General features: G+C 66.6%; 19 protein-coding genes. 6 read left to right on the forward strand and 13 right to left on the reverse strand.

What is annotated here, in order from left to right; translation table 11 throughout:
- The first annotated feature begins 147 nt into the window (after window positions 1-147).
- Window positions 148-1,041: a DUF3313 domain-containing protein gene (locus tag QX048_RS10600; RefSeq protein ID WP_409977982.1), complete on the forward strand. Its 894-nt coding sequence runs from the start codon at window positions 148-150 to the stop codon at window positions 1,039-1,041.
- A 113-nt stretch (window positions 1,042-1,154) separates the two neighbouring features.
- On the opposite strand, the gene QX048_RS10605 is transcribed toward QX048_RS10600, so the two are convergent.
- The 4 genes from QX048_RS10605 to QX048_RS10620 form a co-directional block, all read right to left on the reverse strand.
- Window positions 1,155-2,429, reverse strand: coding sequence for a DUF2130 domain-containing protein (locus tag QX048_RS10605; protein WP_315827096.1), 1,275 nt, complete (start codon window positions 2,427-2,429; stop codon window positions 1,155-1,157).
- Window positions 2,430-2,521: 92 nt separating this feature from the next.
- On the reverse strand, window positions 2,522-5,599 hold the full coding sequence (locus QX048_RS10610; protein ID WP_315827095.1) for an efflux RND transporter permease subunit: 3,078 nt from the start codon (window positions 5,597-5,599) through the stop codon (window positions 2,522-2,524).
- Window positions 5,596-6,672, reverse strand: a complete 1,077-nt coding sequence (locus QX048_RS10615) for an efflux RND transporter periplasmic adaptor subunit (RefSeq protein ID WP_315769637.1) — start codon at window positions 6,670-6,672, stop codon at window positions 5,596-5,598. Before QX048_RS10615 ends, QX048_RS10610 begins: the two co-directional genes overlap by 4 nt.
- The gene (locus tag QX048_RS10620) at window positions 6,669-7,790 is read right to left on the reverse strand and encodes an efflux RND transporter periplasmic adaptor subunit (protein ID WP_315827094.1); all 1,122 of its coding nucleotides are present in this window, start codon (window positions 7,788-7,790) and stop codon (window positions 6,669-6,671) included. Before QX048_RS10620 ends, QX048_RS10615 begins: the two co-directional genes overlap by 4 nt.
- A gap of 315 nt (window positions 7,791-8,105) precedes the next feature.
- Between QX048_RS10620 and QX048_RS10625 the strand changes: the two genes are divergently transcribed.
- Window positions 8,106-8,744: a TetR/AcrR family transcriptional regulator gene (locus QX048_RS10625; RefSeq protein WP_315717797.1), complete on the forward strand. Its 639-nt coding sequence runs from the start codon at window positions 8,106-8,108 to the stop codon at window positions 8,742-8,744.
- A gap of 310 nt (window positions 8,745-9,054) precedes the next feature.
- Here QX048_RS10625 and QX048_RS10630 read toward each other — a convergent pair whose 3' ends face one another.
- Together QX048_RS10630 and QX048_RS10635 are read right to left on the reverse strand one after the other, a co-directional pair.
- Entirely contained in the window at window positions 9,055-9,354 is a 300-nt protein-coding gene (locus QX048_RS10630) for a hypothetical protein (protein ID WP_315827092.1), read from the reverse strand.
- A gap of 432 nt (window positions 9,355-9,786) precedes the next feature.
- Window positions 9,787-10,971, reverse strand: coding sequence for a urate hydroxylase PuuD (locus tag QX048_RS10635; RefSeq protein WP_315827091.1), 1,185 nt, complete (start codon window positions 10,969-10,971; stop codon window positions 9,787-9,789).
- A 199-nt stretch (window positions 10,972-11,170) separates the two neighbouring features.
- Between QX048_RS10635 and QX048_RS10640 the strand changes: the two genes are divergently transcribed.
- Window positions 11,171-11,473, forward strand: coding sequence for a hypothetical protein (locus QX048_RS10640; RefSeq protein ID WP_315827090.1), 303 nt, complete (start codon window positions 11,171-11,173; stop codon window positions 11,471-11,473).
- Window positions 11,474-11,496: 23 nt separating this feature from the next.
- Here the strand turns inward: QX048_RS10640 and QX048_RS10645 are convergent, their stop codons facing one another.
- Window positions 11,497-14,211, reverse strand: a complete 2,715-nt coding sequence (locus QX048_RS10645; RefSeq protein ID WP_316200713.1) for a molybdopterin-dependent oxidoreductase — start codon at window positions 14,209-14,211, stop codon at window positions 11,497-11,499.
- Entirely contained in the window at window positions 14,208-15,032 is an 825-nt protein-coding gene (locus QX048_RS10650; protein WP_315827088.1) for an FAD binding domain-containing protein, read from the reverse strand. The genes QX048_RS10645 and QX048_RS10650 overlap by 4 nt, the downstream gene beginning before the upstream one ends.
- Before the next feature lie 140 nt (window positions 15,033-15,172).
- Between QX048_RS10650 and QX048_RS10655 the strand changes: the two genes are divergently transcribed.
- Window positions 15,173-16,519 carry an 8-oxoguanine deaminase gene (locus QX048_RS10655; protein ID WP_315717791.1) on the forward strand — a complete coding sequence of 449 codons (1,347 nt, stop codon included), beginning with the start codon at window positions 15,173-15,175 and terminating at the stop codon, window positions 16,517-16,519.
- A 75-nt stretch (window positions 16,520-16,594) separates the two neighbouring features.
- Here the strand turns inward: QX048_RS10655 and QX048_RS10660 are convergent, their stop codons facing one another.
- From QX048_RS10660 to QX048_RS10675, 4 genes are all read right to left on the reverse strand, one after another.
- Entirely contained in the window at window positions 16,595-17,674 is a 1,080-nt protein-coding gene (locus tag QX048_RS10660) for a BMP family ABC transporter substrate-binding protein (RefSeq protein WP_315827087.1), read from the reverse strand.
- Between the two features lie 81 nt (window positions 17,675-17,755).
- A complete protein-coding gene (locus QX048_RS10665) occupies window positions 17,756-18,673 on the reverse strand; it encodes an ABC transporter permease (protein ID WP_315717789.1) in 918 nt (305 codons plus the stop codon).
- Window positions 18,660-19,751 carry an ABC transporter permease gene (locus tag QX048_RS10670; protein WP_315750273.1) on the reverse strand — a complete coding sequence of 364 codons (1,092 nt, stop codon included), beginning with the start codon at window positions 19,749-19,751 and terminating at the stop codon, window positions 18,660-18,662. Before QX048_RS10670 ends, QX048_RS10665 begins: the two co-directional genes overlap by 14 nt.
- Entirely contained in the window at window positions 19,735-21,300 is a 1,566-nt protein-coding gene (locus QX048_RS10675) for an ABC transporter ATP-binding protein (protein WP_315827086.1), read from the reverse strand. Before QX048_RS10675 ends, QX048_RS10670 begins: the two co-directional genes overlap by 17 nt.
- Window positions 21,301-21,878: 578 nt before the next feature.
- On the opposite strand from QX048_RS10675, the gene QX048_RS10680 reads away from it, so the two are divergent.
- A complete protein-coding gene (locus tag QX048_RS10680) occupies window positions 21,879-23,000 on the forward strand; it encodes a hypothetical protein (RefSeq protein WP_315827085.1) in 1,122 nt (373 codons plus the stop codon).
- 52 nt (window positions 23,001-23,052) lie between these two features.
- On the opposite strand, the gene QX048_RS10685 is transcribed toward QX048_RS10680, so the two are convergent.
- Complete coding sequence (locus tag QX048_RS10685; protein ID WP_315827084.1) at window positions 23,053-23,574, reverse strand: nucleoside deaminase; 522 nt, start codon at window positions 23,572-23,574, stop codon at window positions 23,053-23,055.
- Window positions 23,575-23,703: 129 nt separating this feature from the next.
- On the opposite strand from QX048_RS10685, the gene QX048_RS10690 reads away from it, so the two are divergent.
- Complete coding sequence (locus QX048_RS10690; protein WP_315827083.1) at window positions 23,704-24,666, forward strand: cation diffusion facilitator family transporter; 963 nt, start codon at window positions 23,704-23,706, stop codon at window positions 24,664-24,666.
- The last annotated feature ends 76 nt before the right edge of the window (window positions 24,667-24,742 follow it).

The following is a 24,742-nucleotide window of genomic DNA, read 5'->3' on the forward strand; positions in this document are numbered from 1 at the left end:
GAGCGAGCCGCGCTCGCCACACCGTCTCCCTTGTTGGTGCCGTTTCGAAACATCTCTCCATTCTTCCGCCCCACGCCGTCCGAAATCTCGGAGAAGGATGCGCCGCCCGCGAGAGGGCGATCATCGTGGGCGTGAGGCGGGAGAAGCATGGTCGAGATCGACGTCGCGGCTTTCGTGAGATCCTGTACCCCCGCCACCATCCGCCTGATGATGCTGTGCGCGGCGCTCGGCCTGTCGGGCTGCGCCACGGCGCAGATGACGCAGAGCGGCGCGCTCGCATCCTATCAGTCGCTGGCGGAATCGAACGGCCTGCTCGCCAAGTCGCAGCTCAACGTCGACAAGGACAATGTGCTCGCGGCCCAGACCGTGCGTATCATGCCGACATCCTTCTCGGGCCAGGCCGGCGCGGTGCTGACGGACCAGCAGCGGCAGCTCGTCGCCAATGCCGTCGACCGCGCGCTGTGTCTCAACCTGAGCGAACGCTTCACGGTCGTGGCGCCCAATCAGAGGGCCGATCTGACGACGCGCACCTTCATCACCCAGGCGACGCCGACCGATCCGGTCGCCGCCGGTGCGTCGAAGGTCGTGTCGGCCGTGCCGGGCGCGCTCGGCGTTCCCGTTCCGGTGCCGCGGCTGCCGATCGGGCTCGGCAGTCTCACGATCGAGGCTGAGGCACTCGACCGCAAGGGCCGGCAGCAGGCCGCAATGGTATGGGCGCGCGGCGCCAATTCGTTCACCAACTCGCCGGTGCTGTCGCAGGCCGGCGATGCCTATGATTTGGCAGGTTCGTTCAGCGCCGATTTCGGCCAGATGCTGGTGACCGGCGAGACCCCGTTCGGAAAGGTGCCGAAGCTGCCGTCGATCGAACGGATCGGCGCGGCGCTCGGCGGCAAGCCGAAGAACGCGGCGTGCGAGGCGTTCGGCAGGGATCCCGGGGTCATCGGCATGGTCGCCAACCGTCTGGGCGCACCGCCGGAATGGGTCGACAAGGGCGCTGTGCCAAGGGACGCACAGGCGAGCACGCAGATCGCGAAGCAGTAGCGGTCATCTGCATCCGCATGCCGCCGTGGGAATGCGAGACGCGGCCGCGTCGGAAAGCATAAGCGCGCAGCTGGTGCTGGCACACCTCGGATCGGGGCGGCGGCCGGTGTGCGCTACTCCGCCGCCTCGCTCTTGCCCTCGATCAGCAGCACGTCGAGGCTCTCGATCTCCTGCATCGCGCGGCCGGCGATGCCCTGCAGGTCGCCATACAGGCCCGCCGTCGAATCCAGCACGCTGCGCAGTTGCTCCTCGCGCTTGGCCCACAGCCGCATCATGGTCTTGCGCTCGCGGTCGAGATCCGACTGCATCTCGGTGAAGCGCTCGACGATGGCGTCGATGCGGTGGCGGAAGCGGGGCCCCGTGAGATAGGCGTAGACCATCTCCATCTTGGTCTGCTGGCCCTCCTGCGCGAGCTTGCTGCAGGCGACGTCGATCAGCGACTGCCGCAGTGCCAGCGACAGTGGCAGCGCGAAGCGCGGCTCGGCGACCCAGACGCCGTCGATCAGGTCGAAGCCGTCGACGCCCTTGGGCAGCGCGCTCGAGACAATCAGCGCGATGTCGGCCTTGGCGGCGCGCAGGTCGTCGCGCAGCTTGACCAGCCAGCCATCGCTCCAGTTCTTGGTGCGCTTGGATTCCCACAGGATCGCGCCGCAGACCTGGCCGCTGGGGGCCACGACGCGATGGATCACGTCGCCGCCGAACTCGCCCTTCGGAACCGGCTCGACCAGGTCGCGGGGAAAGCGCGCACGCAACTGCGATTCCAGCTCGATCTCCAGTGCCTCGCCCTGCAGCTGCTGCGAGCCCTGCTCGGCCTTGCGGCGGAGTTCCTCGATCTGGCGCTGCATGCCGGCGATCTGGGTTTCCTTCTCGGCGACCTTGGCCTTCAGCGACTCCTCGGCCTCCAGCCGCGCCTTGTCGCGCACGGCAACAAGGCTCTCCTGCACCTTGGTCTCGATGGTGAGATCGAGCTCGCGGCGGGCCTCGTCGAGTTCGCGCTGCTTGCGCATCATCTCGGCCTGCGCCTTCTGGGCGTCGGCGAGCTTGGCGTCCTTGTTGAGGATGGTCTCGTGCAACTCGGCGAGCTGGCGATCGCGATTGCCCATCTCATCCGCGACGGCCTGGCGCGCCTTCTCGGCTTCGGCTTGCGCGATCGCAGCGCGCTCGGCCTTCAGCTTGGCGGCGACCTGCTGATCGATCGCGGCCCTGGCCTGCGCGATCTGCTCCTGCGCCGCCTTGAGCTGCGCCTCGCGGCGGCCGAAATCGGCTTCCTTCGCCTGCAGCTGCTTCTCGAACTGCCGGCGCGTCTCCGCGATCAGGGGCGCTGCGAGCTGCTCGGTCAGCTTGATCTCGGTGCGGCAGGAGGGGCAGACGATCTGAGGATCGGTCATGATTCGCTTCCTTCCATGAAAGCCGAATCTAACCGGCCGCCGCGTGGCGTTTAACCCACGCGAACGGCTTATCCCACGCAATTATCCGCGATTCACGCCCCGTGCGGCGTGGCCTCGGACGTCGCCGTCGTGTCCGGCGCCTTGATGCGGAACCAGGCGACGTAGAGCGCCGGCAGGAACAGCAAGGTCAGCACCGTGCCGACGATGATGCCGCCCATCATCGCATAGGCCATCGGACCCCAGAACACTTCGCGCGCGATCGGGATCAGCGCCAGCGAGGCCGCGGCCGCCGTCAGCATGATCGGCCGCATGCGGTGCTCGGTCGCCTCCATCACGGCCTCCCACGGCGGCCGTCCTTCTTCGCGCAGATGCTCGATCTGCACGATCAGGATCACCGAGTTTCTGATCAGGATGCCGATCAGCGCGAGCACGCCGAGGATGGCGACGAAGCCCAGCGGCGCGCCGCTCGGCAGCAGTGCTGCGACGACGCCGATCAAGGCCAGCGGGGCCACCGCGAACACCAGGAACAGCCGCTGGAAGCTCTGCAGTTGCAGCATCAGGATGGTGGCCATGGTGAACAGCATGATCGGGACGACCGCGATGATCGGCGCCTGGCTCTTGGCGCTCTCCTCGACGCTGCCGCCGGTGACGACCTTGTAGCCGGCCGGAAGCCTGGCGTCGAAGGCCGTGATCGCCGGCTTGAGCTGATCGACCACCGTGTTCGGCTGCACCTGATCGATCACGCTGGCCTTCAAGGTCAGCGTCGGCTGGCGCGAGCGGCGCCAGATCTCCGGCTGCTCGATCTGGTAGCGCAGGGTCGCGAGCGCCGCGAGCGGGATCGACTGGCCGTTGGATCCGGAGAGCTGCAGGTCGCGCAAGGTCTCCAGCGACTGCCGTTCCTTGGCCTGGGCGCGGCCGCGTACGTCGATCAGATAGATGTCGTCGCGCACCTGGGTGATCGAGGTGCCGTCGAGCACGCTGTTCAGCGCATTCGCGATGTCCTCCGAGGTGACGCCGAGCTGGCGCGCCTTGTCCTGCAGCACGTCGACCTTCACGACGCGCGCCGGCTCCATCCAGTCGAAGATGACCGCCCCGAGATGGCTGTTGCCGCGCAGGACGCCGGCCAATTCCTGCGCGATCTCGCGCACCTTGGCGACATCGGGCCCGCTGACGCGATACTGCACCGGGCGGCCGACCGGCGGGCCGATGTCGAGCAGATGCACATAGGCGTCGGTGCCGGGGAACGTCTTGGTCAGATAGGCCTGCAGTTTGGCGCGGGCGCGGTCGCGCGCCTCGAGGCTCCTGGTGACGATGATGATCTGGCCGAACGACACGTCGGCCGGCTGCACGTCGAACGACAGCACGAAGCGCTGGGCGCCGGAGCCGACATAGGTCGACCAATGGTCGATGTCGGGATTGCCCTTCAGCGCCTCCTGCTCGAACTGCGCCATCTGCGCGTTGGTCTCGGCGATCGAGGAGTTCTGCGGCAGGTTGAAGTCGATCACCAACTCGGTACGGTCGGAGGAGGGGAAGAACTGCTGCTGCACGAAGCGCATGCCGAACACCGACAGCCCGAAGATCAGGACCGTGGCGACGATCGTGGTCCAGCGGTTCCGCATGCAGGCATTGAGCATGGCGCGGAAGATCCGCGTCAGCCGGCCGCCCTCGGCATGGTGACTCGGCAAGGTCGCGGGCAGGATGGTGACGCCGAGCAGCGGCGCGAACAGCACGGCGACGATCCAGGACACGACCAGCGACACCGCGATCACGACGAACAGCGTGAAGGTGAACTCGCCGGCGGCGCTGTTGTTGAGGCCAATCGGAATGAAGCCCGCGACCGTCACCAGCGTTCCCGTCAGCATCGGGAAGGCGGTGGAGGTGTAGACGTAGGTTGCGGCCTTGCGCAAGGAGTCGCCGACCTCGAGCCGCGCCACCATCATCTCGACCGCGATCATGGCGTCGTCGACCAAGAGGCCGAGCGCGATGATCAGCGCGCCCAGCGAGATGCGCTGCAGCGAGATGCCGGTGTAGGCCATGAACAGGAAGGTGATGGCGAGCACCAGCGGGATCGAGATCGCGACCACGAGGCCGGCGCGCACGCCCAGGCTGACGAAGCTGATCGCGAGCACGATGATCACGGCCTCATACAGCGCCTTGGTGAAGCCGCCGACGGCTTCCTCGACGATCTTGGGCTGGTCCGAGACGAGATGCACGCCGACGCCGACCGGCAGGTCGGCGATGACCTTGGTCATCTCCTCCTTCAGTGCCTCGCCGAAGTCGAGCAGATTGGCGCCGGCCTTCATGCCGATGGCAAGCCCGATCGCAGGCTGGCCGTTGAAGCGGAACAGCGACGTCGGCGGGTCCTCATAGCCGCGGGTGATGGTGGCGACGTCGGTGAGCGGGAAGAAGCGGTCGTTGATGCGCAGGTTGATCGCCTTGAGGCTCTCCTCGGAGGTGAACTGGCCGGAGACGCGTACGGCGACGCGCTCGGGGCCGGCCTGCAGCACGCCGGACGGCGACACCGCATTCTGCGCCTGCAGCGCGTTGAGGATGGTGCGCTGGTCGATGCCGAGCGCGGCCACCTTGCGCGGCGAGAATTCGAGATAGATCACCTCGTTCTGCGCGCCGACGATGTCGACCCGGCCGACATTGGGCACGGTCAGCACCTTGGCGCGAACCTCCTCGACGCGGTCGCGCAGCTGGCGCTGGCTGAGGCCGTCGCTGGTGAAGGCGTAGATGTTGCCGAACACGTCACCGAAGCGGTCGTTGAATCCCGGCCCGACGACGCCGGACGGGAAGTCGCCCCTGATGTCGTTGATCAGGTTGCGCACCTGCAGCCAGGTCGGGACGACGTCGCGTGCCTTGGTGGTGTCGCGCAGATTGACGAACACGGTGGTCTGGCCGGGCACCGTCAGGCTCTTGGTGTAGTCGAGCGCCGGCAGTTCCTCCAGCTTCTTCTCGATGCGGTCGGTGACTTGCCGCGTCATCTCCTCGGCGGAGGCGCCGGGCCATTTGGCCTGGATCAGCATCGTCTTGATCGTGAAGGACGGATCCTCCTCGCGGCCGAGATGCACGTAGGAGAAGAGGCCCGCAGCCATGAAGGCGATCATGAAATACCAGACGAGCGAGCGGTGCTCGAGCGCCCAGTCGGAGAGGTTGAAGGACTTCACGGCTGAGATTCCTGATCGATGCGGACGGACTGGCCATCCTTGAGACTGTGCACGCCGGCGGTGACGACGCGCTGCCCGGCTTCGAGGCCGCCGGTGACGCGGACGCTGCCGTCCTCGTTGCGGGCGATCGTGATTTCCTGTCGCTTCACCGTCTTGCTGGTAGCGTCGACCAGCCAGACGAAGCTCTTGTCGTTCTGCTCGAGCACAGCCGAGCGCGGCAGCCGGATGACGGTCTTCTGCTCGATATCGAGCGAGGCGGTCACCGTGGTGCCGAGCCGCATGATCTCGGGCGGATTGTCGAGCGTGATGCGGATGCGGCGCGTGCGCGTGGTGGCGTCGGCGCGCGGCGCGATCTCGCGCACCTTGCCGGCGGCGCTGACGCTGGGATCGACCTGCAGCCGCACGGTGAACGGCGTGCCGGCCTGCAAGGCCCCGGCAATGTCGTCGCCGACATCGATCACGGCCTCGCGGATGTCGGGCCGCGCCACCGTGACGACGCTCTGTCCCGGCGAGACGACCTGGCCGACCTCCGCGCCGACGGCGGTGACGATGCCGGCGAAATCCGCCTTGAGCTGGGCGTAGCCGAGCTGCTCACGCGCCTTGGCGAGATTGGACTGCGCCTTGACGACGGAGGCCTGGGCGGCCGCGCGCGACTGCTCGGCGCTCTCCAAGGTCGCCTTGGTGGTGGCGTCGGTTTCCAGCAGGGTGCGCTGCCGGCCCTCGGTGCCGGTCGCATTGGTCAGTTGTGCCTGGCTGCGCGAGACCTCGGCGGCCGAGGCACGCACGGCGAGCTCGAGCGCGGCGGGATCGATCGCCGCGACGACCTGGTCCTGCTTGACCATGTCGCCGACATAGACGGGCCGGGCGATCAGCCGTCCGAGCACGCGGAAACTGAGATCGGCCTTGTAGCGCGGCTCGATCGTGCCGGTGACGGCCGAGCCGTTGGCCGCCTGCGGCTCGATCTTCATCGACAGCACCGGCCGGACCGGCTCGGGAGCGGCGGCCTTTTCGTTGCAGCCGGCGAGCAGAGCGAGCGCGCCGAGCGGAAGAACACAACGCATGGGCGTCATCACGACCGCTTCTCCTCGTTGAATACGATCTGTTGGCCGACGCTGAGCAGCTTGCCGCCATCGGTCACGACGCGGTCACCCGGTTGCAGCCCGGCCGACACCACGATCGCGCCGGTCTCGTAGTCCTCGATCGTGATCGGCTTCAGCGACACGGTCTTGTCGGCGGCATCGACCAGCCACACCGCCGGTTTCTTGCCGGCCGCGGTGAGCGCGCTCCAGGGCAGCACAATGCGTTGCTCCGGCTTGATGAAGCCGGTGACGCTGACGGCGCTGCCGAGGATCATCTCGGGCGGCGGATTTTCGATTGCCATCTTGACACGGACGGTCCCGGATTTGGGATCGATGGTCGGCGAGACTTCGCGCACTTGACCCTTGGCCGTCACCGAGGGATCCGAGAGCAGCGCAATCGCGGCCTTGGTGCCGTCGAACTTCAACGACAGCGCCGCCTCGTAGACGTCGACCACGGCATCGCGATCGCCGTCACGCGCGAGCGTGAACACGGACTGCGCCGCCTGCGCCACTTGGCCGACCTCGATATTGCGCGCGGTGATCGTGCCGTCGGCGTCGGCGCGCAACTCGGTGAAGGTCAGCGCGTCCTTGGCGGTGTCGCGCTGGGCCTTGGCGGATTCCAGCGAGCCTTCCGCCGTCCGCAGCGTCTCCTGGGCCTGGTCGAAGGTCGCGCGCGTCGTGAAGCCGCTGGAGAGCAGCGTCTGCTGCCGATTGAAGTTGGAGGTCGCGACCTTCACCTGCGACTCCGCGGCGGTCACGGCGGCCTCGGCGGAATCCAGGTCGGCCTGCTGCTCGGCCGGATCGATCCTGGCGAGCAACTGTCCGGCCTTGACGTGCGCGCCGACCTCGACGAGCCGCTCCGTGACGCGGCCGCTGACCCTGAACGACAGGTCGGCGAGCACGCGCGCCTGGACGTCGCCGGTCAGCGTGATCGATTGCCGGCGCTCCGACAGCTTGACCACCTCGGTTCGCACCAGCCGGGACGGCGGTGGGGTTGCGGCCGTTTTCTGCTCGCAGCCGGCCAGCAGCAGGCCGACGGTAGCACAGCCGGCCGCGGTCAGCAGGCGTGAGCCCGGCGCCCGAAGGAAGGGGAATCCTGTGATTGGAGACATGGTCGTATCTTCGGCCCGGTTGGGTGGTGGCGATCATTCCCGTCCTGCCGCGCAAGCACGCAAGGACCGGAAAGCGCCTGTTGGTCGTCAGCAGCGCGCAGAACCCGCGCAGCCGCCCGCCGTTGCAGGCAAGGTTCACGCGAAAGTTGAACACCATCCTCTTGACAGTGCGTGAATTAGACAATCAAATCTAGAATAATTCGTCTAGTAACATTCTCGTGGCGGTTTCGAATTCCCCCTGTGCGGGTTGCCGGGCGCTCCCGTTGGGACATCGGCCATCGCTGCCGCCGCGGTGAGCCAAGGCATGACGCGAACGTGCGACGCAAAGCTGCGACTGACCTGAATGACCCCGCGCGCACGACATCACGTGCGCCGCGCCAGGCGCGGGGCCGTGAGCGGCGCGAGCAGCTGCTCGACGCCGCAGCCGCCATCATCGCCGAGTCCGGGATTGGTGCCGTCAGCATGCATGCCGCGGCCCAGCGCGCCGGCGCCTCGATCGGCTCGGTCTATCATTTCTTCCGCGACAAGGATCAGATGCTGGATGCGCTCGCCGAACGTCACGATGCCGAGCTGCAGCCGGCATTCGATCGCGTGCTGCAGCGGAGCGATGCGGAATGGGCAGCGTTGGCGCCCGCCGAGGTCATCGAGCAACTGATCGGCTGGGCGATCCGCTACTTCGTCCGCAATCCCGATGCGCTGGCGACGCTCGATCTGCACGACCAGACCGTGCATGCCGAGTTCAGGGCCGTCATCGACCGCGTCATGCGCGCCAGGCTTGGCGACGAACTGGGCAAACAGGCGGCCACTACGCTCGATGCCGTCGTGCTCGGCACCCTGCTGTTCACGCGCGAGCAGGATCCGCGCAGTCGCGACGTCGTGGTGGCCGCGTTGCCGGAGATGATGGCTACCTATCTGAACGCTCTCGAGGCGAAGCGGAAGCGGACGAAGGCATGAGGTACAGGCGGCGTATCGATGCGATCAGGGCAGCTATTTGAACGGCCACGCGCTGCTCTTCCGATGCATCGCCACTGTGCGCGGCGTCGCCGTGTCCGCGATCGGCTGGGCCGGAAGGACGATCTGGTCTTCGACGTTCCAACGGTCGAGCTCGTAGCGCCATTTGCCATTCTCCGATGTGCGATCATCGCAGTCCTTCAGCGCGCGATCGCGAGACGGTGGATCGATGACCGTAGACGTCGTTCGGCGCTGGCGACGATGCTGACGATCAGGCGGAACGACGAGGCCGGCGCGGACGTACGCATCCCGCTCATCGCACGGGGCCCGCCGGCGACGGCGTGTCGACATGATCCATCGTCGCCATCGACACCGGCTGCGGCTCGTCGATGAGAGCGGAGCGATCGCGACGACGTGCCAGACGCCGCTCGCTGCTCCGGTCGCGCCTGATGGCAATCCCTTCGACCAGCCGGGCCACGACGCCGACCACGGCAAAGCTCAAGAGCAGCGAGATGCACAGCAGCCCCAGATAGAGCTTCAGCACCGAGCTTGCGAAGCAGGCAAGCGCGATGAGCGCGACAATGGCCAGCCGGCCTTTGACGGAGATCGACATGATGGGGCGTTTCGCTGGTAGCTGATTGTGGGCGCCACTCTAGCGCCATGTTTTCTGCCGCCAAGCCGCGTCCCAATGGGTGGTAAATTTTGCCGCAAGGTCATGACGACAATCGGATGTGCTCCAGCTCAATCGTCGTCGCACGCGTCGCAGTTCAACTCCGCGTTGCGAAGATCCGGTTGTCCTTGTGCCGGCTTCGCGCATTCGTCGTGGGGAACCGAAGCGAGCATCCATCGTCGCCGAGGTCCGGCCTTCCCTGCGCCCTCTCGTTACGATGAGGGCCGAGATATCGCACGATCCGGGCGCATCGCGTCGCGGCAACGCGAAGCCGCGTCATCTCTCCGAGTAACGGATCAAATGCGTTTCTGCGCATCAGTACCCGACGAGACCGGCTGTTTGAGATGGCCAGCAAGACGATCGGCAGACGTGCTGCTACTGCGCGCTGGCCCACGCCGCAAGCACGGCGCGCTCCTCGCCGGTGATCTCGGTGATGTTGCCGGGCGGCATCGCGTTGGACCAGGCGGCGTTGCGCGCGATCAGCCGCGCATTGCGCTGGATGTGCTCGGCGGTGTCGAGCCGCACGCCCCGGGGCGCGCTGACGATGCCGTCCCACACCGGCTCGGCGGCATGGCACATGCTGCAGCGGGAGGTCACGATCTCCTCGACCTGCGCGAAACTCGGCGGGGCGCTCAGGGCCGTCTTGGCGTCGCGGGGACCCGCTGCGGACAGCAGCAGGATGCCGATCATGCCCGCGGCTGCGACGCCCCACACCCACCATGGCGATGGATTGCCCTTGTGACGCTCGTTGAAGAAGTGGCGGATGACCGGCCCGAGCGCGAGCACGATGGCGACGATCACCCAATTGTAGCGGGTGCCGAACAAGAGCGGATAGTGATTGCTGATCATCAGCACCACCACCGGCAGGGTCAGATAGTTGTTGTGGACCGAGCGCTCCTTGCCGGCCTTGCCAAGCTTGGGATCCGGCGCCTCGCCGGCGAGCAGCGCGGCGACGATCTTCTTCTGGTTGGGGATGATCACCGCGAACACGTTGGCGACCATGATGGTGCCGATGATGGCGCCGATCTGGTTGAAGGCGCCGCGGCCGCTCAGCACGTGGGTGAAGGCGTAGGTGAGCGCGACGAGGAAGATGTAGCCGCCGATCGCGAATGGCAGCTCGTGCCGGGCAAGGCCGCTGCGGCAGGCGGCCTCGTAGAGCAGCCACGCCAGCGCCAGCGAGCCGAAGCTGAACAGGCCGGCCTGAAGGGGCGTGAGATCGAGGATCGACTTGTCCACCAGGAACAGGTCGGCGTTGAGATAGTACACCACGATCATCAGCACGAAGCCGGACAGCCAAGTGGTGTAGGCCTCCCATTTGAACCAGGTCAGCTCGCTCGGCATCTGCGCCGGGGCCACCAGATATTTAACGATGTGGTAGAAGCCGCCGCCATGCACCTGCCAGGCCTCGCCCATCACGCCGGTCGGCAGGCCCTCGCGCGGCCTCAGGCCGAGGTCGAGCGCAATGAAGTAGAACGAGCTGCCGATCCAGGCGACGGCGGCGATCACGTGCAGCCAGCGGAAGATCAGGCTCAGCCATTCCGATATGATCGAAGCCCACATCGTGCGCTCATCTCCTTCGACAGGGCAAGTCCAGAGCCGAGTGCCGGCGTCTCATCTGTGGCATCGATCGCATCTGATTTCCAGCGCGTCGCTGTGGCAGTCAGTGCACAACAGATTAGCTGTCATGCGCGCGTGATGCGGTGGACTCCGGCGGCGCGATTGCGTTCAATGTGGCGGTCTGACAAGCGGGACGGGCGGAATGACGAGACTGGTTCTGATCATGCTGGTGCTGGGACAGTTCGCTAGTGTGCCTCTGGCGGCGGCGCAGACCGCACCCAAGCAGAGCACGGCCAAGCGCGCCGATGCCTGCGCGCCGATCGGACGAACCGAGGACGGCAAGCTGGTCTATGCGATGAAATGCGAGAGCATCCCCAAGCCGGTCGCTCCCGCCGCCCCGCCACAGGCGGCCGCCCAGCGGTCGGAGCCGGCTGCGGAAGCGGAGCCCGAGACCCAGCGGAGCGGCGTGTTCGGTTGGTCGTACGATCGCCGGCCCAAGCCATAGCGCAGCCGTTTCCCCAGACCGGCTCATTCGCCGAATTTCTCCTGCAACTGCGGAAGCAGCCGGTCCGGCTTGAACGGCACGGCCGCGAAGCGGATGCCGGTCGCAGCGCGCAGCGCGTTGCCGAGCGCGGCGGCGACCGGATTATAGGGGCTCTCGCTCATCGACTTCGCCCCCAATGGGCCGATCGTGTCGTGGGTGTCGGCAAACAGCACCTCGGTGCGCGGCACGTCGGCATAGGACGGCAGGTGATAGTCGCGGAAGCGCGGATTGATCACGCGGCCCATGTCGTCGATCACGATCTCCTCGTACAGCGCGGCACCGAGCGCTTGGGCCACGCCGCCCTCGACCTGGCCCCGGCACTGCATCGGATTGGCGACCCGGCCGGCATCCGCGGCCTGCACGCTCTTGAGGATCCTGATCTCGCCGGTCCCCTTGTTCACAGCGACGCGAAAGCCCTGGACGTTGAACGCGACCGAGCGCGGCGTGCCCTGCGAACTGCCGCTCGCGGTGAGCGGCGATCCGCTGGCGTTCGCGAGCTCGGCGAAAGCGAGACGGTGTGCGCCGCAGGTGATTGCATCATCGGCGATCACGCAGGCGCCGGGAGCGACGTTCCACCTGTCGGCAGCGAACCGCTTGATCGTCTCGGCCAGCGCCTCGGCCGCAGCCTGGGTCGCGCGTCCCGCGACGAAGGTGCCTGTCGAGCCATAGGCGCCGGTGTCGTGGCCGCCATGCGCCGTGTCGGACTGCTTCAGCGTGATGCGATCGACGGTGGTGCCGAGCACGGTCGCGGCGATCTGGCGATGGACGGTGCTGGTGCCGTTGCCGAATTCGGCGGTGCCGACGGTGAGCACGAAGCCGCCGTCGTCGCGCAGGCTGACGGTGGCATCGGCGATATGTCCATCGGGCGGCACGGTGTCGATCATCGTCAGCGCGATGCCATCGCCCTTCAGCCACTCGGCCGCCAGCTCCGGCGTCGGCGTGGCCTCGGCCATCGCGCGCTCGACCAGATCGAGGCACTGGTCGAGCCCGTAGGAGCCGTACAGCACGTCGCTGTGCCCGGATGCCGGCGGCGCCAGCATGGCATCGCCCGGCCTGACGATGTTGCGGCGTCGCATCTCGAAAGCGTCGATGCCGAGCTGCCGCGCGAGCTCGTCGATCGCGGCTTCGACCGCGAACGTGGTTTGCGGCAGGCCGTAGCCCCGATAGGCGCCGGCCGGCACCGTGTTGGTGTAGACGGCGAGGCCGTCGACCTTCTTGTTGGGACAATTGTAGACCGAGATCGACTCGGCGCAGGCATGGAACAGCACGGGCCCGGCATGATTGCCGTAGGCGCCGGTGTTGGAAAGAACATCGAGCTGCAGCGCGGTCAGCTTGCCATCCTTGTCGGCGCCGGCCTTGACCGTGACGCGCATCGGATGCCGCGTCGAGGTCGCGATGAACTGCTCCTCTCTGGTGAATTCGAGCTTCACGGGGCGCTTTGTCTTCAGCGCGGCGAGCGCGAGGATGTCCTCGACGAACATCTCCTGCTTGCCGCCGAAGCCGCCGCCGACGCGCTCGCAGAACACGCGGACATTATCGGGCGCGAGGTCGAAGATCTCGCACAGCGCCCGTTTCGTCAGGAACGGCACCTGCGTGCTGGAACGGACGGTGAGTACGCCCTTCTCGTCAAGCCAAGCGAGACCGCCGTGCGTTTCCAGCGCCGCATGCTGCACGCGCTGGGTGGTGAAGGTGCCTTCATAGGTCGCGGCGGCGGACGCGAGCGCGGCGGCGACGTCGCCGAACTCGCCATGGGTCTCGGCGACGATGTTGCGGGCGACGTCCGCGATGCGATGCGCGCTGCCACGGCCGGCGTGAATGACCGGCGCGCCGGGCTCGATCGCGTCAGCGGGATCGACCACGGCAGGCAGGATCTCGTAGTCGACGACGAGACGCCGACAGGCCTCTTCGGCCGCTGCTTCGGTCTCGGCGACGACGGCCGCGACCTTCTGGCCGATGAAGCGCACGACGTCGTCGAGCACGCGGGTGTCCGCCGGATCCATCCAGGCCTGCTCATGGCGCGCGGTGGAGAACAGCGTCGCCGGCGCATCCTCATGCGTCAGCACGGCGTGCACGCCCGGCACCGCCAGCGCAGCCCTCTTGTCGATGCCGGCGATGCGCGCATGCGCGTGCGGCGAGCGCGCGAGCTTGACGTGCAGCAGGCCTTCGACCGTCGTGTCGAAGGTGTAGCGCGCCCGGCCGCGTACGACGTCGGGGCCGGCGGGGACGGGCAGGCTGCGTCCGAAGGCTTCGCCGGCTGTGACCTGCTCGACATGAACGTGGCCGAGCAGCGCGTCCTCGATGGCGCGATAGCCGGTGCAGCGGCACAGATTGCCCTTCAGCGCCGCGCCGAGATCCTTCTTCTGCGCCTGGTTCAACGAGGCGCAGGTGACGATCATGCCGGCGGTGCAGAAGCCGCATTGGAACGCCTGCGCATCGAGGAAGGCCTGCTGCATCGGATGCAGGCCGTCATCGGTCGCGAGGCCTTCGACAGTCGTGACCGCCTTGCCATCGGCACGAAAGGCAGGGATCAGGCAGCTATGCACCGGTTCGCCGTCGAGCAGCACAGTGCAGGCACCGCAATCGCCGGCGTCGCAGCCCTTCTTGACGCCGAAATGGCCGGTGTCGCGCAGAAAGGTCCGCAGGCATTGCCCGGGGCGCGGGGCAGCATCGACCTCCTTGCCATCCACGATCACGCTCATGGCCTGAAGCCCGCGAACTCGGCGCGGATCTCCTCGGCGAGGCGCAGAGTCATCGCCTTGCGCCAGGCGGGCTTGCCATGAACATCATCATGATACGACGCGTCTGGGATGCTGCCGAGAATGCCGGCGCGCAATTCGGTTGGGTCGGGCATCGTGGCGAAGCGCAGCTGCTGCGGCTTGATCGTCGATCCGGTTACCGTGAGCAGCAGGTCGCCGCTGCGGCCCGAGGTGCCGATCAGCAGCGCGCCGGAGCGTCCGACCGGTGTGAGGGCGATCTGGCGGAAGGCAGCGCGGCGCTTGAGCGCGGCCAGCGGAACGTCGATCTGGCGCAGCAGATCTCCAGGCGCGAGCACGTTGCTGTTGTTTCCGGTGACGAAGTCGGTGACCTGGATGCGCTGCTCGCTGCCGTCGTTCTTCCAGATCGTGCAGACGCCCTCGAGCGCGGCGAGCAGCGAGATCATCGGCCCGGCCGGCAGCGACATGCAGAGATTGCCGCCCACGGTCGCCGTCTTCCAGATCTTGAACGAAGCGAGGAACGCGCGGCAGCATCGATCGATCAGCGGCGCCGCGATCCACTCGGCCGGGCAGGGCAGCGCGTCCAGATCGGCGACGCTGCAGGTCGCGGCGATGCACAGGCCCTGATCGCTGATGCTGAGAGACGGCCAGGCGAGATCGCTGAGATCGATCAGCCGCGACAGGCGCGGCTGCGGTTCCGAGAAAAGCCACGTGCCGCCGGCCAGCCAGGCATCGCCTGCCTGCCAGCTGGGCAGCTCGGCCCGCGTCCTCGGGCGCACGACCGCCGTGATGGTGTTCAGATCCATGGTGAAGCCAGCTCGTGGGCGCAGCCTATCGCGGGTGGAATCCTTGCAAGACCAGCGCCAACTGGCAATAGGATGACGCTGGCCTTCCGCTTGCAAGTTACCGGCACATGCAAACGCCCAATCACCGAGACGAGACAGCCATGAGCACGACGCCGATCTGGATCAAGGACCCGCTCGCCATTCTCGCCGAGGGTGCTGCGCGCGGTGTCGTCGTGAAGGACGGCCGCATCGCCGAGCTGGTGCCTGCCGGGGCCGAGCCGGCCACCGCTGATGCGGCGATCTATGATGCCAGCGGGCATGTCGTGATCCCCGGGCTGATCAACACCCATCATCACTTCTACCAGACGCTGACGCGCGCGCTGCCGGCCGCGATGGACCGCGAGCTGTTCCCCTGGCTGAAGGCGCTCTATCCGATCTGGGCGAAGCTGACGCCGGAGGCACTGGATGCGGCGGTCACGGTTGCGATGGCCGAGCTGATGCTGTCCGGCTGCACGACGACGACCGATCATCACTACGTGTTTCCGGCCGGCCTCGAGGACGCGGTCGGCATCGAGGTGGCGGCGGCGAAGCGGCTGGGCATTCGAGTGCTATTGACCCGCGGCTCGATGAACCTGTCCGAGCGCGACGGCGGATTGCCGCCGGACAGTGTGGTGCAGGACGAGGATACGATCCTCGCCGACAGCGAGCGCGTGGTCGCGACCTATCACGAGCGCGGGCCGGATGCGATGGTGCAGATCGCGCTGGCGCCGTGCTCGCCGTTTTCGGTCACGGGATCGCTGATGCAGAAGACGGCCGATCTCGCCGACAAGCTCGACGTGCGGCTGCATACCCATCTCGCGGAGACCGAGGACGAGAACCGCTTCTGCGAGGCGATGTTCGGCTGCCGTCCGCTCGACTATCTGGAGAAGCATGGCTGGCTCGGACCGCGAACCTGGCTGGCGCACGGCATCTTCTTCAATGCCGAGGAGATGAAACGGCTCGGCAAGGCCAAGACCGCGATCACTCACTGCGCCTGCTCGAACCAGTTGCTCGCATCCGGCTGCTGCCCGGTGTGCGAGATGGAGGAGGCGGGCGTCGGGATCGGCCTCGGCGTCGACGGCTCGGCGTCGAACGACGGCTCAAACCTGATGCAGGAGGTGCGTGCCGCGTTCCTGCTGCAGCGGGCGCGCTACGGCGTTGGCCGGATCAGCCACAAGGATGCGCTGCGCTGGGCAACCAAGGGCTCGGCCGCCTGCGTCGGCCGGCCGGAGCTCGGCGAGATCGCGGTGGGCAAGGCCGCCGACCTCGCACTGTTCAAACTCGACGAGCTGCGCTTCTCGGGTTCAGGGGATCCGATCGCCGCGCTGGTGCTGTGCGGCGCGCATCGCGCCGACCGCGTGATGGTCGGCGGCCGCTGGACCGTGATCGACGGCGCCATTCCGGGACTGGACGTCGGCGGGCTGATCGATCGGCACAGCGCGGCCGCCAAGGCCATGCGGGGAGGGTGAAGCGCGCAGCGTTGGAAAATATCCGCTCGAGAACTCCCCCCGACGTGTGGGGGGAGTTCTTGCCGGGTGCTGCGTCTACTTGCCCGGCACCTTGTCGTCGACGCCCTTGACGTAGAAGTTCATGCCGAGGATCTGGCCGTCGGCGAGATGGTCGCCGCCCTTGCACTCGATCTCCTTGCCGTCCTGGCCGAGCACCGGGCACTTGAACGGGTGCAGCTTGCCGGCGGTGATCGCGGCCTGGGTCTCCTCGGCCAGCTTCTTCACGTCATCGGGCATGTTGGTATAGGGCGCCATCTCGAACATCTTGGAATCGAGGCCGCCCCAGGTGTCCTCCGACTTCCAGGTGCCGTCGAGCTCGGCCTTGACGCGCGCGATGTAGTAGGGGCCCCAGGTGTCGAGGATCGAGGTGAGCTGCGCCTTGGGGCCGAACTTGATCATTTCGGAGTCCTGGCCGAAGGCGAGCTTGCCGCGCTCGGCTGCGATCTGCATGGCAGCCGGGCTGTCGGTGTGCTGCATGATGATGTCGGCGCCCTGGTCGATCAGTGCCTTGGCGGCGTCGGCTTCCTTGCCCGGGTCGAACCAGGTGTTGGCCCAGATGATCTTGACCTTGATGTTCGGATTGACCGTCTGCGCGCCGATGATGGTGGCGTTGATGCCCGAAATGACCTCCGGGATCGGGAACGAGCCGATATAGCCGAGCACGCCGGCCTTCGACATCGTGCCGGCGATGATGCCCTGGATGTAGCGGCCCTGATACCAGCGCGCCGAATAGGTCGACATGTTCTTGTCGCGCTTGTAGCCCGTGGCGTGCTCGAAATGCACGTTGGGATACTTCTTGGCGACCTTCAGGGTCGGATCCATGTAGCCGAACGAGGTCGTGAAGATCAGCTTGTTGCCGGCGCGGACCAACTGCTCGATGGCGCGCTCGGCGTCCGGGCCTTCCGGTACGTTCTCCAGATAGGTCGTCTCGATCTTGTCACCGAGCTCCTTCACCAACGCCTGGCGCGCGAGCTCATGCTGATAGGTCCAGCCGAGGTCACCGATCGGCCCGAGATAGATGAAGCCGACCTTCAGCTTGTCGGCGGCGTGCGCCACGCCGGCGACGCTTCCCGCCAGCACCAGCGCGGCGGCAGCCCCCAGAAGCCTTTTCATCATCGTCCATGCCTCCAAACAATCCGGGGAAAACCTCGTGAGCCAGAGCGCAGCGCCCCATCGCTGGCGCTCCGGATGATTGGTTCAGCGATCCGGCACGAACACCGTCCCCAGCGCTGCCGGCGCGGTGGAGCCGCCGGTGCGGGCGCGCGACAGCAGCACCAGGACGATCACGGTGGCGAGGTACGGCAGCGCCGACATGAACTGCGAGGGGATGCCGACGCCGGCGCCCTGCGCATGCAGCTGCAGGATCGTCACCGCACCGAACAGGTAGGCGCCGATGACAAGGCGGCCCGGTCGCCAGGATGCGAACACGACCAGCGCCAGCGCGATCCAGCCGCGCCCCGCGGTCATGCCGGGGATGAAGAACGGCGTATAAGCCAGCGGCAGATAGGCGCCGGCGAGCCCGGCGCAGCCGCCGCCGAATAGCACCGCGAGCAAACGGATGCGCAGCACGGGATAGCCGAGCGCGTGGGCGGAGACATGGTTGTCGCCGCAGGCGCGCAGCACCAGGCCGGCACGGGTGCGGTACAGGAACCACCAGACGGCGATGATCAAGACGAGCGACAGATAGACGAACGCATCCTCGCCGAACGCGATACGGCCGACCAGCGGGATGTCGCTGAGGCCGGGAATGGAAAGGTGCGGCGCGGTGCTGATGCGTTCGCCGACAAAGCGCGCGCCGATCAGGCCGGACAGACCGGTGCCGAGAATGGTCAGCGCGAGGCCCGTCGCCACCTGGTTCACGGCGAGGCCGAGGGTCATGAACGCGAAGATCAGCGACATCAGCATGCCGGCGACGATGCCGCACAGCGCGCCGACGATGATCGAGCCGGACAGCCAGGCCCCGCCGAAGCCGCAGGCCGCGCCGACGATCATCATGCCCTCGACGCCGAGGTTGAGGACGCCCGAGCGCTCGGTGACCAGCTCGCCGGTGGCCGCCAGCAGCAGCGGCGTCGATGCGGCGAGCACCGACAGGATGATTGCTTCAACCAGCACCACTTTGCACCTGCCGCGCGGCGAAGACGAGCTTGAAACGGTAGAGGATGAGCGAGTCGCAGGCGAGCACGTAGAACAGCAGGATGCCCTGGAACACCTTGGTCACATCGAGCGGAATCTTCATCGTGATCTGGGCCTGCTCGCCGCCAATGAACGTCAATGCGAGAAAAAGCCCTGCAATGAATATTCCAACCGGATTGAGCCGTCCGAGGAAGGCCACGATGATCGCGGTGAAGCCATAGCCCGGCGAGATGCCAGGCTGCAGATGTCCGATGGGTCCCGCCACCTCGATGATCCCTGCGAGACCGGCCAATGCGCCCGACACGGCGAACGTCAGAAGGATGAGCTGGTTCGCATTGAAGCCGCCGAACCGTGCCGCACGCGGCGCCACGCCCACGACTCGGATCTCGAACCCCTTGATGGTGCGCTCGAGCAGCACGAAGGCGCCGGCAACGACAATCAGTGCGATGATGCTGCCGAGATGCAGGCGTCCGCCCTCGATCAGCACCGGCACGGTGGCGACCGGATCGAACTCCGCCGTGGTGGGGAAGTTGAAGCCGGCGGGATCGCGCCAGGGGCCGCGAACGAGATAGTCGAGCAGGAGATCGGCGACATAGACCAGCATCAGGCTGATGAGGATCTCGCTGGCGCCGAACTTGACGCGGCACAGCGCCGGGATCAGCGCATAGAGCGCGCCGGCTGCGGCGCCTGCGACCAGCATCGCCGGCAGCACCCAGTGTCCCGCTTCGGTGCCTTGCGTCTTCACCGCGATCCAGCTGCCGGCAACGGCCCCGATCAGGAACTGGCCCTCGGCACCGATGTTCCAGGCGTTGGCGAGGTAGCACAGCGACAAGCCGATCGCGATCATGACCAGCGGCGTGGCCTTCACCGCGATCTCCTGCAGAGAATAGCCGTCGGTGAGCGGCGCGATGAAGTAGACGCCGAGCGCGGTGATCGGGTTCTTGCCGAGCACGGCGAACAGCACGCTCATGGTCACCAGCGTCAGTCCGATCGCGATCAGCGGCGAAACCAGCGCGATGGTGCGCGAACGCTCGGCGCGCTTCTCAAGCACGAGCTGCATGCGCCGCCTCCTTCTCGAGGCTGGCGCCACCCATCAACAGGCCGAGCCTTTCCCGCGTCGCCTCCGCGCGTGGCAGCGCCTCCGACAAGTGTCCGTGAAACATCACCGCGATGCGGTCGGCGATCTCGATCAGTTCGTCGAGGTCCTGGCTGGTGACGAGGACGGCAGCGCCCGCGCTGGCGAGATCGATCAGCGCCTGGCGGATGATCGCGGCGGCACCTGCGTCGACGCCCCAGGTCGGCTGGTTGACGACCAGCACAGCCGGCGTGCGCAGGATCTCGCGGCCGACGACGAACTTCTGCAGATTGCCGCCGGACAGGCTCGCCGCTTCCGGATCGCGCTTGGCCTTGCGGACATCGAACGTCTCGGTCGTCAGATCGACCGTCCGCAATGTCGCTGCGGCGTTGATGAAGCCGTGCCGGACCATGTCGCCCGCGGCGTGTCCGGTCAGTAGCGCATTCTCGGACAACCTCATCCGCGGCGCGGTGCCATGCCCCAGCCGCTCCTCCGGCACGAACGCCGCGCCCATCTTGCGGCGCTCGGTGATCGAGAGATTGCCGCAGGCGAGGCCGTCGATGATGATCGCGCTGGGCTCTTTGACGAGGCGTTCGCCGGACAACGCAGCAAACAGCTCGTCCTGGCCGTTGCCGGCGACACCGGCGATGCCGAGGATCTCGCCGCCCTTCAGCTCGAAGGAAACGTTCTTGAGGCCCACGCCATGCAGCTCGCTGGGGGCGAGGGTGAGATCATTGACGACCAGACGCGGCACGGTGGTGCGCCGCTCGGCCGGCGGCTTCACGTCCTTGATCTCGGTCCCCACCATCATGCGCGCCAGCGAGGCAGCCGTCTCCAGCTTCGGATTGCAGGTCGCGACCTTCCTGCCGCCGCGCAGGATGGTGGCAGTGTCGCACAGCCGCTTCACCTCTTCGAGCTTGTGGCTGATGTAGAGGATGGCGCGGCCTTCTGCTTTCAGTCGCTCGAGCACGACGAACAACTGGTCGGCCTCCTGCGGCGTCAACACGGCGGTGGGCTCGTCCAGGATGAGGAATTTCGGATTCTGCATGAGCGCGCGCACGATCTCGATGCGCTGCCGCTCGCCCACCGACAATTGCCAGACTTCGCGCTTCGGATCGAGCGGCAGTCCGTAGTCGCGCGCGACGTCCGCGAGCCGCGCCGACATGGCCTTGAGTGGCTCCTTGCCATCGAGCCCGAGCGCCACGTTCTCAGCCACCGTGAGGTTGTCGAACAGGGAGAAATGCTGAAATACCATGCCGATGCCGAGGGATCGCGCTTCCGCGGGACCGGACAGCGTGATGGGCACACCCTGCCAGCGCAGCTCACCGGCGCTCGGCTGCACCAGTCCGTAGATAGTCTTCACCAGCGTCGACTTCCCGGCGCCGTTCTCGCCGAGCAAGGCGTGAATCTCGCGTGGCCGGATCTCGATGTCGATCTTGTCGTTGGCAACGAAGTCGCCATAGCGCTTGGTCAATCCGATCGTCTGCAGGAGCGGAGGCGTAGGGTTCGGATCGGCCGGCGCGGGGTCAGGCATTTGCTGCGTCATGGGGCAGGGGAATGAAGCTGCCTCAATTGTGATCTAATTTGCCGCGGCGCGTAAGAGGCGAAAAGCGCCATCGTCTGCCCAACTCTTGTCCAAGCGTCCATCGCGCCGCGTTCGGCGAATGCAGTGCGCCAGCGGTTGCAGGCATCACGTCCCGCAATCGGTCGAGCGGAGCGAACGATAAAGTTCTGTGGCAGTTTTGAGACACCGGCCGGAAATCGATCCGCCCGCAGCACGTTGCCCGTTGGATGAGCAGCGTCATCCCATGCGCGTCCAGGGGCGCGCTTGCGCTCGCGCGTTGCCGCGAACGCGCGCGGAAGGCCAGGCGGGGCTTTTCGGAAAAACTTCAGCAATGTGAAGCCGCAAGATCGGGGTCTGGGAGCATCGTGGCCGCGGCCAATCGTCCCATGCCCAAGCTCGCGACCGATGTCGTCGCCGCTGCAATACGGCGGAACCTTGATCAAACTGCGGGCAAGTCCTGGAGAAAGTTGAGGCTTCTCCCACCCGTGGAACGGCGCAACTGTGCATGCAAGTCGGGAATCGGCGCTTGTCAACTGGGGGTGTTCTGAATGTCGTTACGTCAAACAATCGCGGCGGTCGTCGCAATGGGCGCGGCAGCGCTGACGTCGGTCGGTGCAGCGGGGGCCGCTGACCTGTCCGCCAAGGCGATCGCGAAGAAGGCGCCGGCCGAGGTGCCGTTCTTCCTCGTCGTCGACAATCGCGTCAGCTACTCCTATATCTTCGATGCCAGCCAGCCTGGTGCATGGAGTGTCAACGGCAACGGCACATTCAACGCCAAGACCGCCAAGCAGGTCTACTCGTTCACCCATTTCGACGTCTGGGGTTACGGCACCAACTTCTTCACGATCTCGCTGTTCAAGTCGGACCACAACGACCCCGCTGGGCCGTGCACGCAGACCGGCGGGATCGTGTCGCCCAACGCAGGTTTCGCCTTCACGCCGGCGAGCTGTGCCGGTGCGACCGAAATCTACGGACTGTTCCGCTCGACCTTCGGCTGGAACCAGATCTTCAACACCAAGGCCTTCACGATGGGCCCGCTGCAGAACATTTCGTTCGAGGTGGGCATGGATGCCAATACCGAGAACCGCTATTTCGGCGCCGCCAAACGCGACGTGGTTGCCGGCCTGCAGTTCGCGTTCAACCTGCCCTACAAGGGCTATTTCAACGTCGCTCCCCTGATGTATTGGGAGTTCGCCAACCACAATTCGTTCTCGCAGTGCGGGGCCGGCTGGTCGAACCCCTGCATCAATGACGGCAATACCTCGTTCAAGCCGACCTGGGCCGTCGAGACCAACTACTACATGGATCTCGGCTTCCTGCCGGAGAGCATGCAGTTCTTCTCGATCTCGGGCCGCGCCGGCTGGTACGGCAAGAAGGGCACCGACACCGAGCCGCTCCCGGCCAGCGTCGCGAACGGCGTCTATCCGACCAAGATCGAGTTCAATTCCGAGCCGATCCGCCTGACCTTCGATGCGTCGAAGGCGATGTGGGGTGAGAAGCAGAGCCACCTGATCGACGTCTGGGTGGCCTATCGCTACTGGCAGAACAAGTTCGGCCTCGACCACAACAACGCGGTCGGCTGTTCCGTCGCCGGTGTCGGCGGCACCCGCGTCGCCACGGGCGCCTGCACCGAGTCGTCGCTGTATTCGGGCGTGACCGTGAAGTTCTGATATCGATCGAGCCACGCAAGCAGGCGCCGCGCCTCCGGTCGCGGCGCCTGCTTCATTTGTCCCAGGCTCCCTCATGCAGCGTCGCGGCTTCCTCCTCCAACAGGGGGCCGACGACTTCGGTCGCACGCTGGCCGCTCGCGAACACGTCGCGGCACGGCAGGTCGAGGGTCGGGTTCTCCGGATGATTGCCGGTAATGCCGCGCAGCCGCCGCTCACTGAGGCCATAGACCACGCGTCCGATGCCGGCCCAGTAGATGGCGCCCGCGCACATCGCGCACGGCTCTGCCGACGAATACAGCGTGGCCGCCGCCCTGATCTCGGGCGCTAGCGAAACGCAGGCCTGGGTCGCGACCAGCCGCTCGGCATGGGCCGTGGCGTCATGAGCTGGCATGTAGCCGTTCTCGGCCTCGATCAGAACGCGGCCGTCGGCAGCGATCGGCACCGCTCCGAATGGATGATTGCCGTTGGATGTCGCGCGGCGGGCGATGGCGAAGCTGTGGCGCAGGAAATCTGCGTCCCGGTCTTGGGCGCCGGCTTGCCTCTGTCCGTCTCTCGCCTCATCTCTCGGCGCCATCGTCACTCTGCTCCGTTGCGGATCGGGCGATCCTGCTCCGGCGCGGCGACGTCCGCAAGCGCGCCACGGGAACCGATGCCCCGCAGCTCGCGTTGCCCGGCGCACGAGCGCAGGGAACAGGCAGGCGACATGGCGGCAAACGCGGATTCCAAGGTTGCCGTCTATGCCGCGCTTGCCGGCAATCTGCTCGTGGCCTGCACCAAGACCGCCGCGGCGGTGTGGACCGGCAGCTCGGCCATGATGAGCGAGGCGATCCACTCCGCCGTCGACACCTCGAACGAACTGCTGCTGCTCTACGGCTTTCATCGCGCAAGCCGTCCGCCCGACCAGCGGCATCCGCTCGGCCATGGCCGTGAGCTCTATTTCTGGAGCTTCATCGTCGCGCTGCTCTTGTTCGCGCTGGGCGCCGGCGTCTCGCTGTATGAAGGCGTGACGCACCTGATGCATCCGCGGCCGATCGAAGACCCGACGGTGAACTACGTCGTGCTCGGGCTCTCCTTCGTGTTCGAGGCAGGCTCCTGGTGGGTGGCGGTGCGGCGGTTTCGCGCGGCTGCGCCGGGTCTCTCCTATCTCGAGGCGTTCAGGCGCAGCAAGGACCCGCCGGCCTTCATGGTCGTGTTCGAGGACAGCGCGGCACTGATCGGCATCGTGATTGCTGCTGCCGCGATGGCTGCGGCCGTCGCCTTCGATGAGCTGGCATGGGACGGCATCGGATCGATCCTGATCGGTGTGCTGCTTGCGGCGACCTCGATGGTGCTCGCGCGGGAGAGCAAGAGTCTCCTGATCGGCGAGCCGGCGGACCCGGAGCTGGCGCGTTCGATCCTCGACATCGCGCGCAAGAGGAAGGGCGTCAAGTCAGCCAATGGCCTGCTCACGGTGCAGCTGTCACCGCAGCATGTCGTTGTCGCGCTGAGCATCGAGTTTGCGGACGATCAGCGCGCCGACGACATTGAGCGCGCCGTGGTTGCGATCGAGAGCGAGCTGAGGGCGCGGCATCCGATCGTCGCGGCGCTGTTCGTCAAGCCGCAGACCGGTGCGCGCTATCAGGAAATGCGCGAGAGCGTGCTCCAAGATGGTTCGGCGCCGGCGTGAGACCGGCAGCTCAGCGATAGACGACGTCGCTTCGTGCAGACGAATGGCCGAGGCATGAGATGCCGGAACCGGAGCC

Source organism: Bradyrhizobium sp. SZCCHNS30572 (genome assembly GCF_032484415.1).
Classification (GTDB): Bacteria; Pseudomonadota; Alphaproteobacteria; order Rhizobiales; family Xanthobacteraceae; genus Bradyrhizobium.

Excerpts from the sequence above, each read along its gene's own strand:
- QX048_RS10600 (WP_409977982.1), top strand. The coding sequence starts at position 148 with ATGGTCGAGATCGACGTCGCGGCTTTCGTGAGATCCTGTACCCCCGCC.
- QX048_RS10605 (WP_315827096.1), bottom strand. The coding sequence starts at position 2,429 with ATGACCGATCCTCAGATCGTCTGCCCCTCCTGCCGCACCGAGATCAAG.
- QX048_RS10620 (WP_315827094.1), bottom strand. The coding sequence starts at position 7,790 with ATGTCTCCAATCACAGGATTCCCCTTCCTTCGGGCGCCGGGCTCACGC.
- QX048_RS10630 (WP_315827092.1), bottom strand. The coding sequence starts at position 9,354 with ATGTCGATCTCCGTCAAAGGCCGGCTGGCCATTGTCGCGCTCATCGCG.
- QX048_RS10635 (WP_315827091.1), bottom strand. The coding sequence starts at position 10,971 with ATGTGGGCTTCGATCATATCGGAATGGCTGAGCCTGATCTTCCGCTGG.
- QX048_RS10640 (WP_315827090.1), top strand. The coding sequence starts at position 11,171 with ATGACGAGACTGGTTCTGATCATGCTGGTGCTGGGACAGTTCGCTAGT.
- QX048_RS10645 (WP_316200713.1), bottom strand. The coding sequence starts at position 14,211 with ATGAGCGTGATCGTGGATGGCAAGGAGGTCGATGCTGCCCCGCGCCCC.
- QX048_RS10650 (WP_315827088.1), bottom strand. The coding sequence starts at position 15,032 with ATGGATCTGAACACCATCACGGCGGTCGTGCGCCCGAGGACGCGGGCC.
- QX048_RS10655 (WP_315717791.1), top strand. The coding sequence starts at position 15,173 with ATGAGCACGACGCCGATCTGGATCAAGGACCCGCTCGCCATTCTCGCC.
- QX048_RS10660 (WP_315827087.1), bottom strand. The coding sequence starts at position 17,674 with ATGATGAAAAGGCTTCTGGGGGCTGCCGCCGCGCTGGTGCTGGCGGGA.
- QX048_RS10670 (WP_315750273.1), bottom strand. The coding sequence starts at position 19,751 with ATGCAGCTCGTGCTTGAGAAGCGCGCCGAGCGTTCGCGCACCATCGCG.
- QX048_RS10675 (WP_315827086.1), bottom strand. The coding sequence starts at position 21,300 with ATGCCTGACCCCGCGCCGGCCGATCCGAACCCTACGCCTCCGCTCCTG.
- QX048_RS10680 (WP_315827085.1), top strand. The coding sequence starts at position 21,879 with ATGTCGTTACGTCAAACAATCGCGGCGGTCGTCGCAATGGGCGCGGCA.
- QX048_RS10685 (WP_315827084.1), bottom strand. The coding sequence starts at position 23,574 with ATGGCGCCGAGAGATGAGGCGAGAGACGGACAGAGGCAAGCCGGCGCC.
- QX048_RS10690 (WP_315827083.1), top strand. The coding sequence starts at position 23,704 with ATGGCGGCAAACGCGGATTCCAAGGTTGCCGTCTATGCCGCGCTTGCC.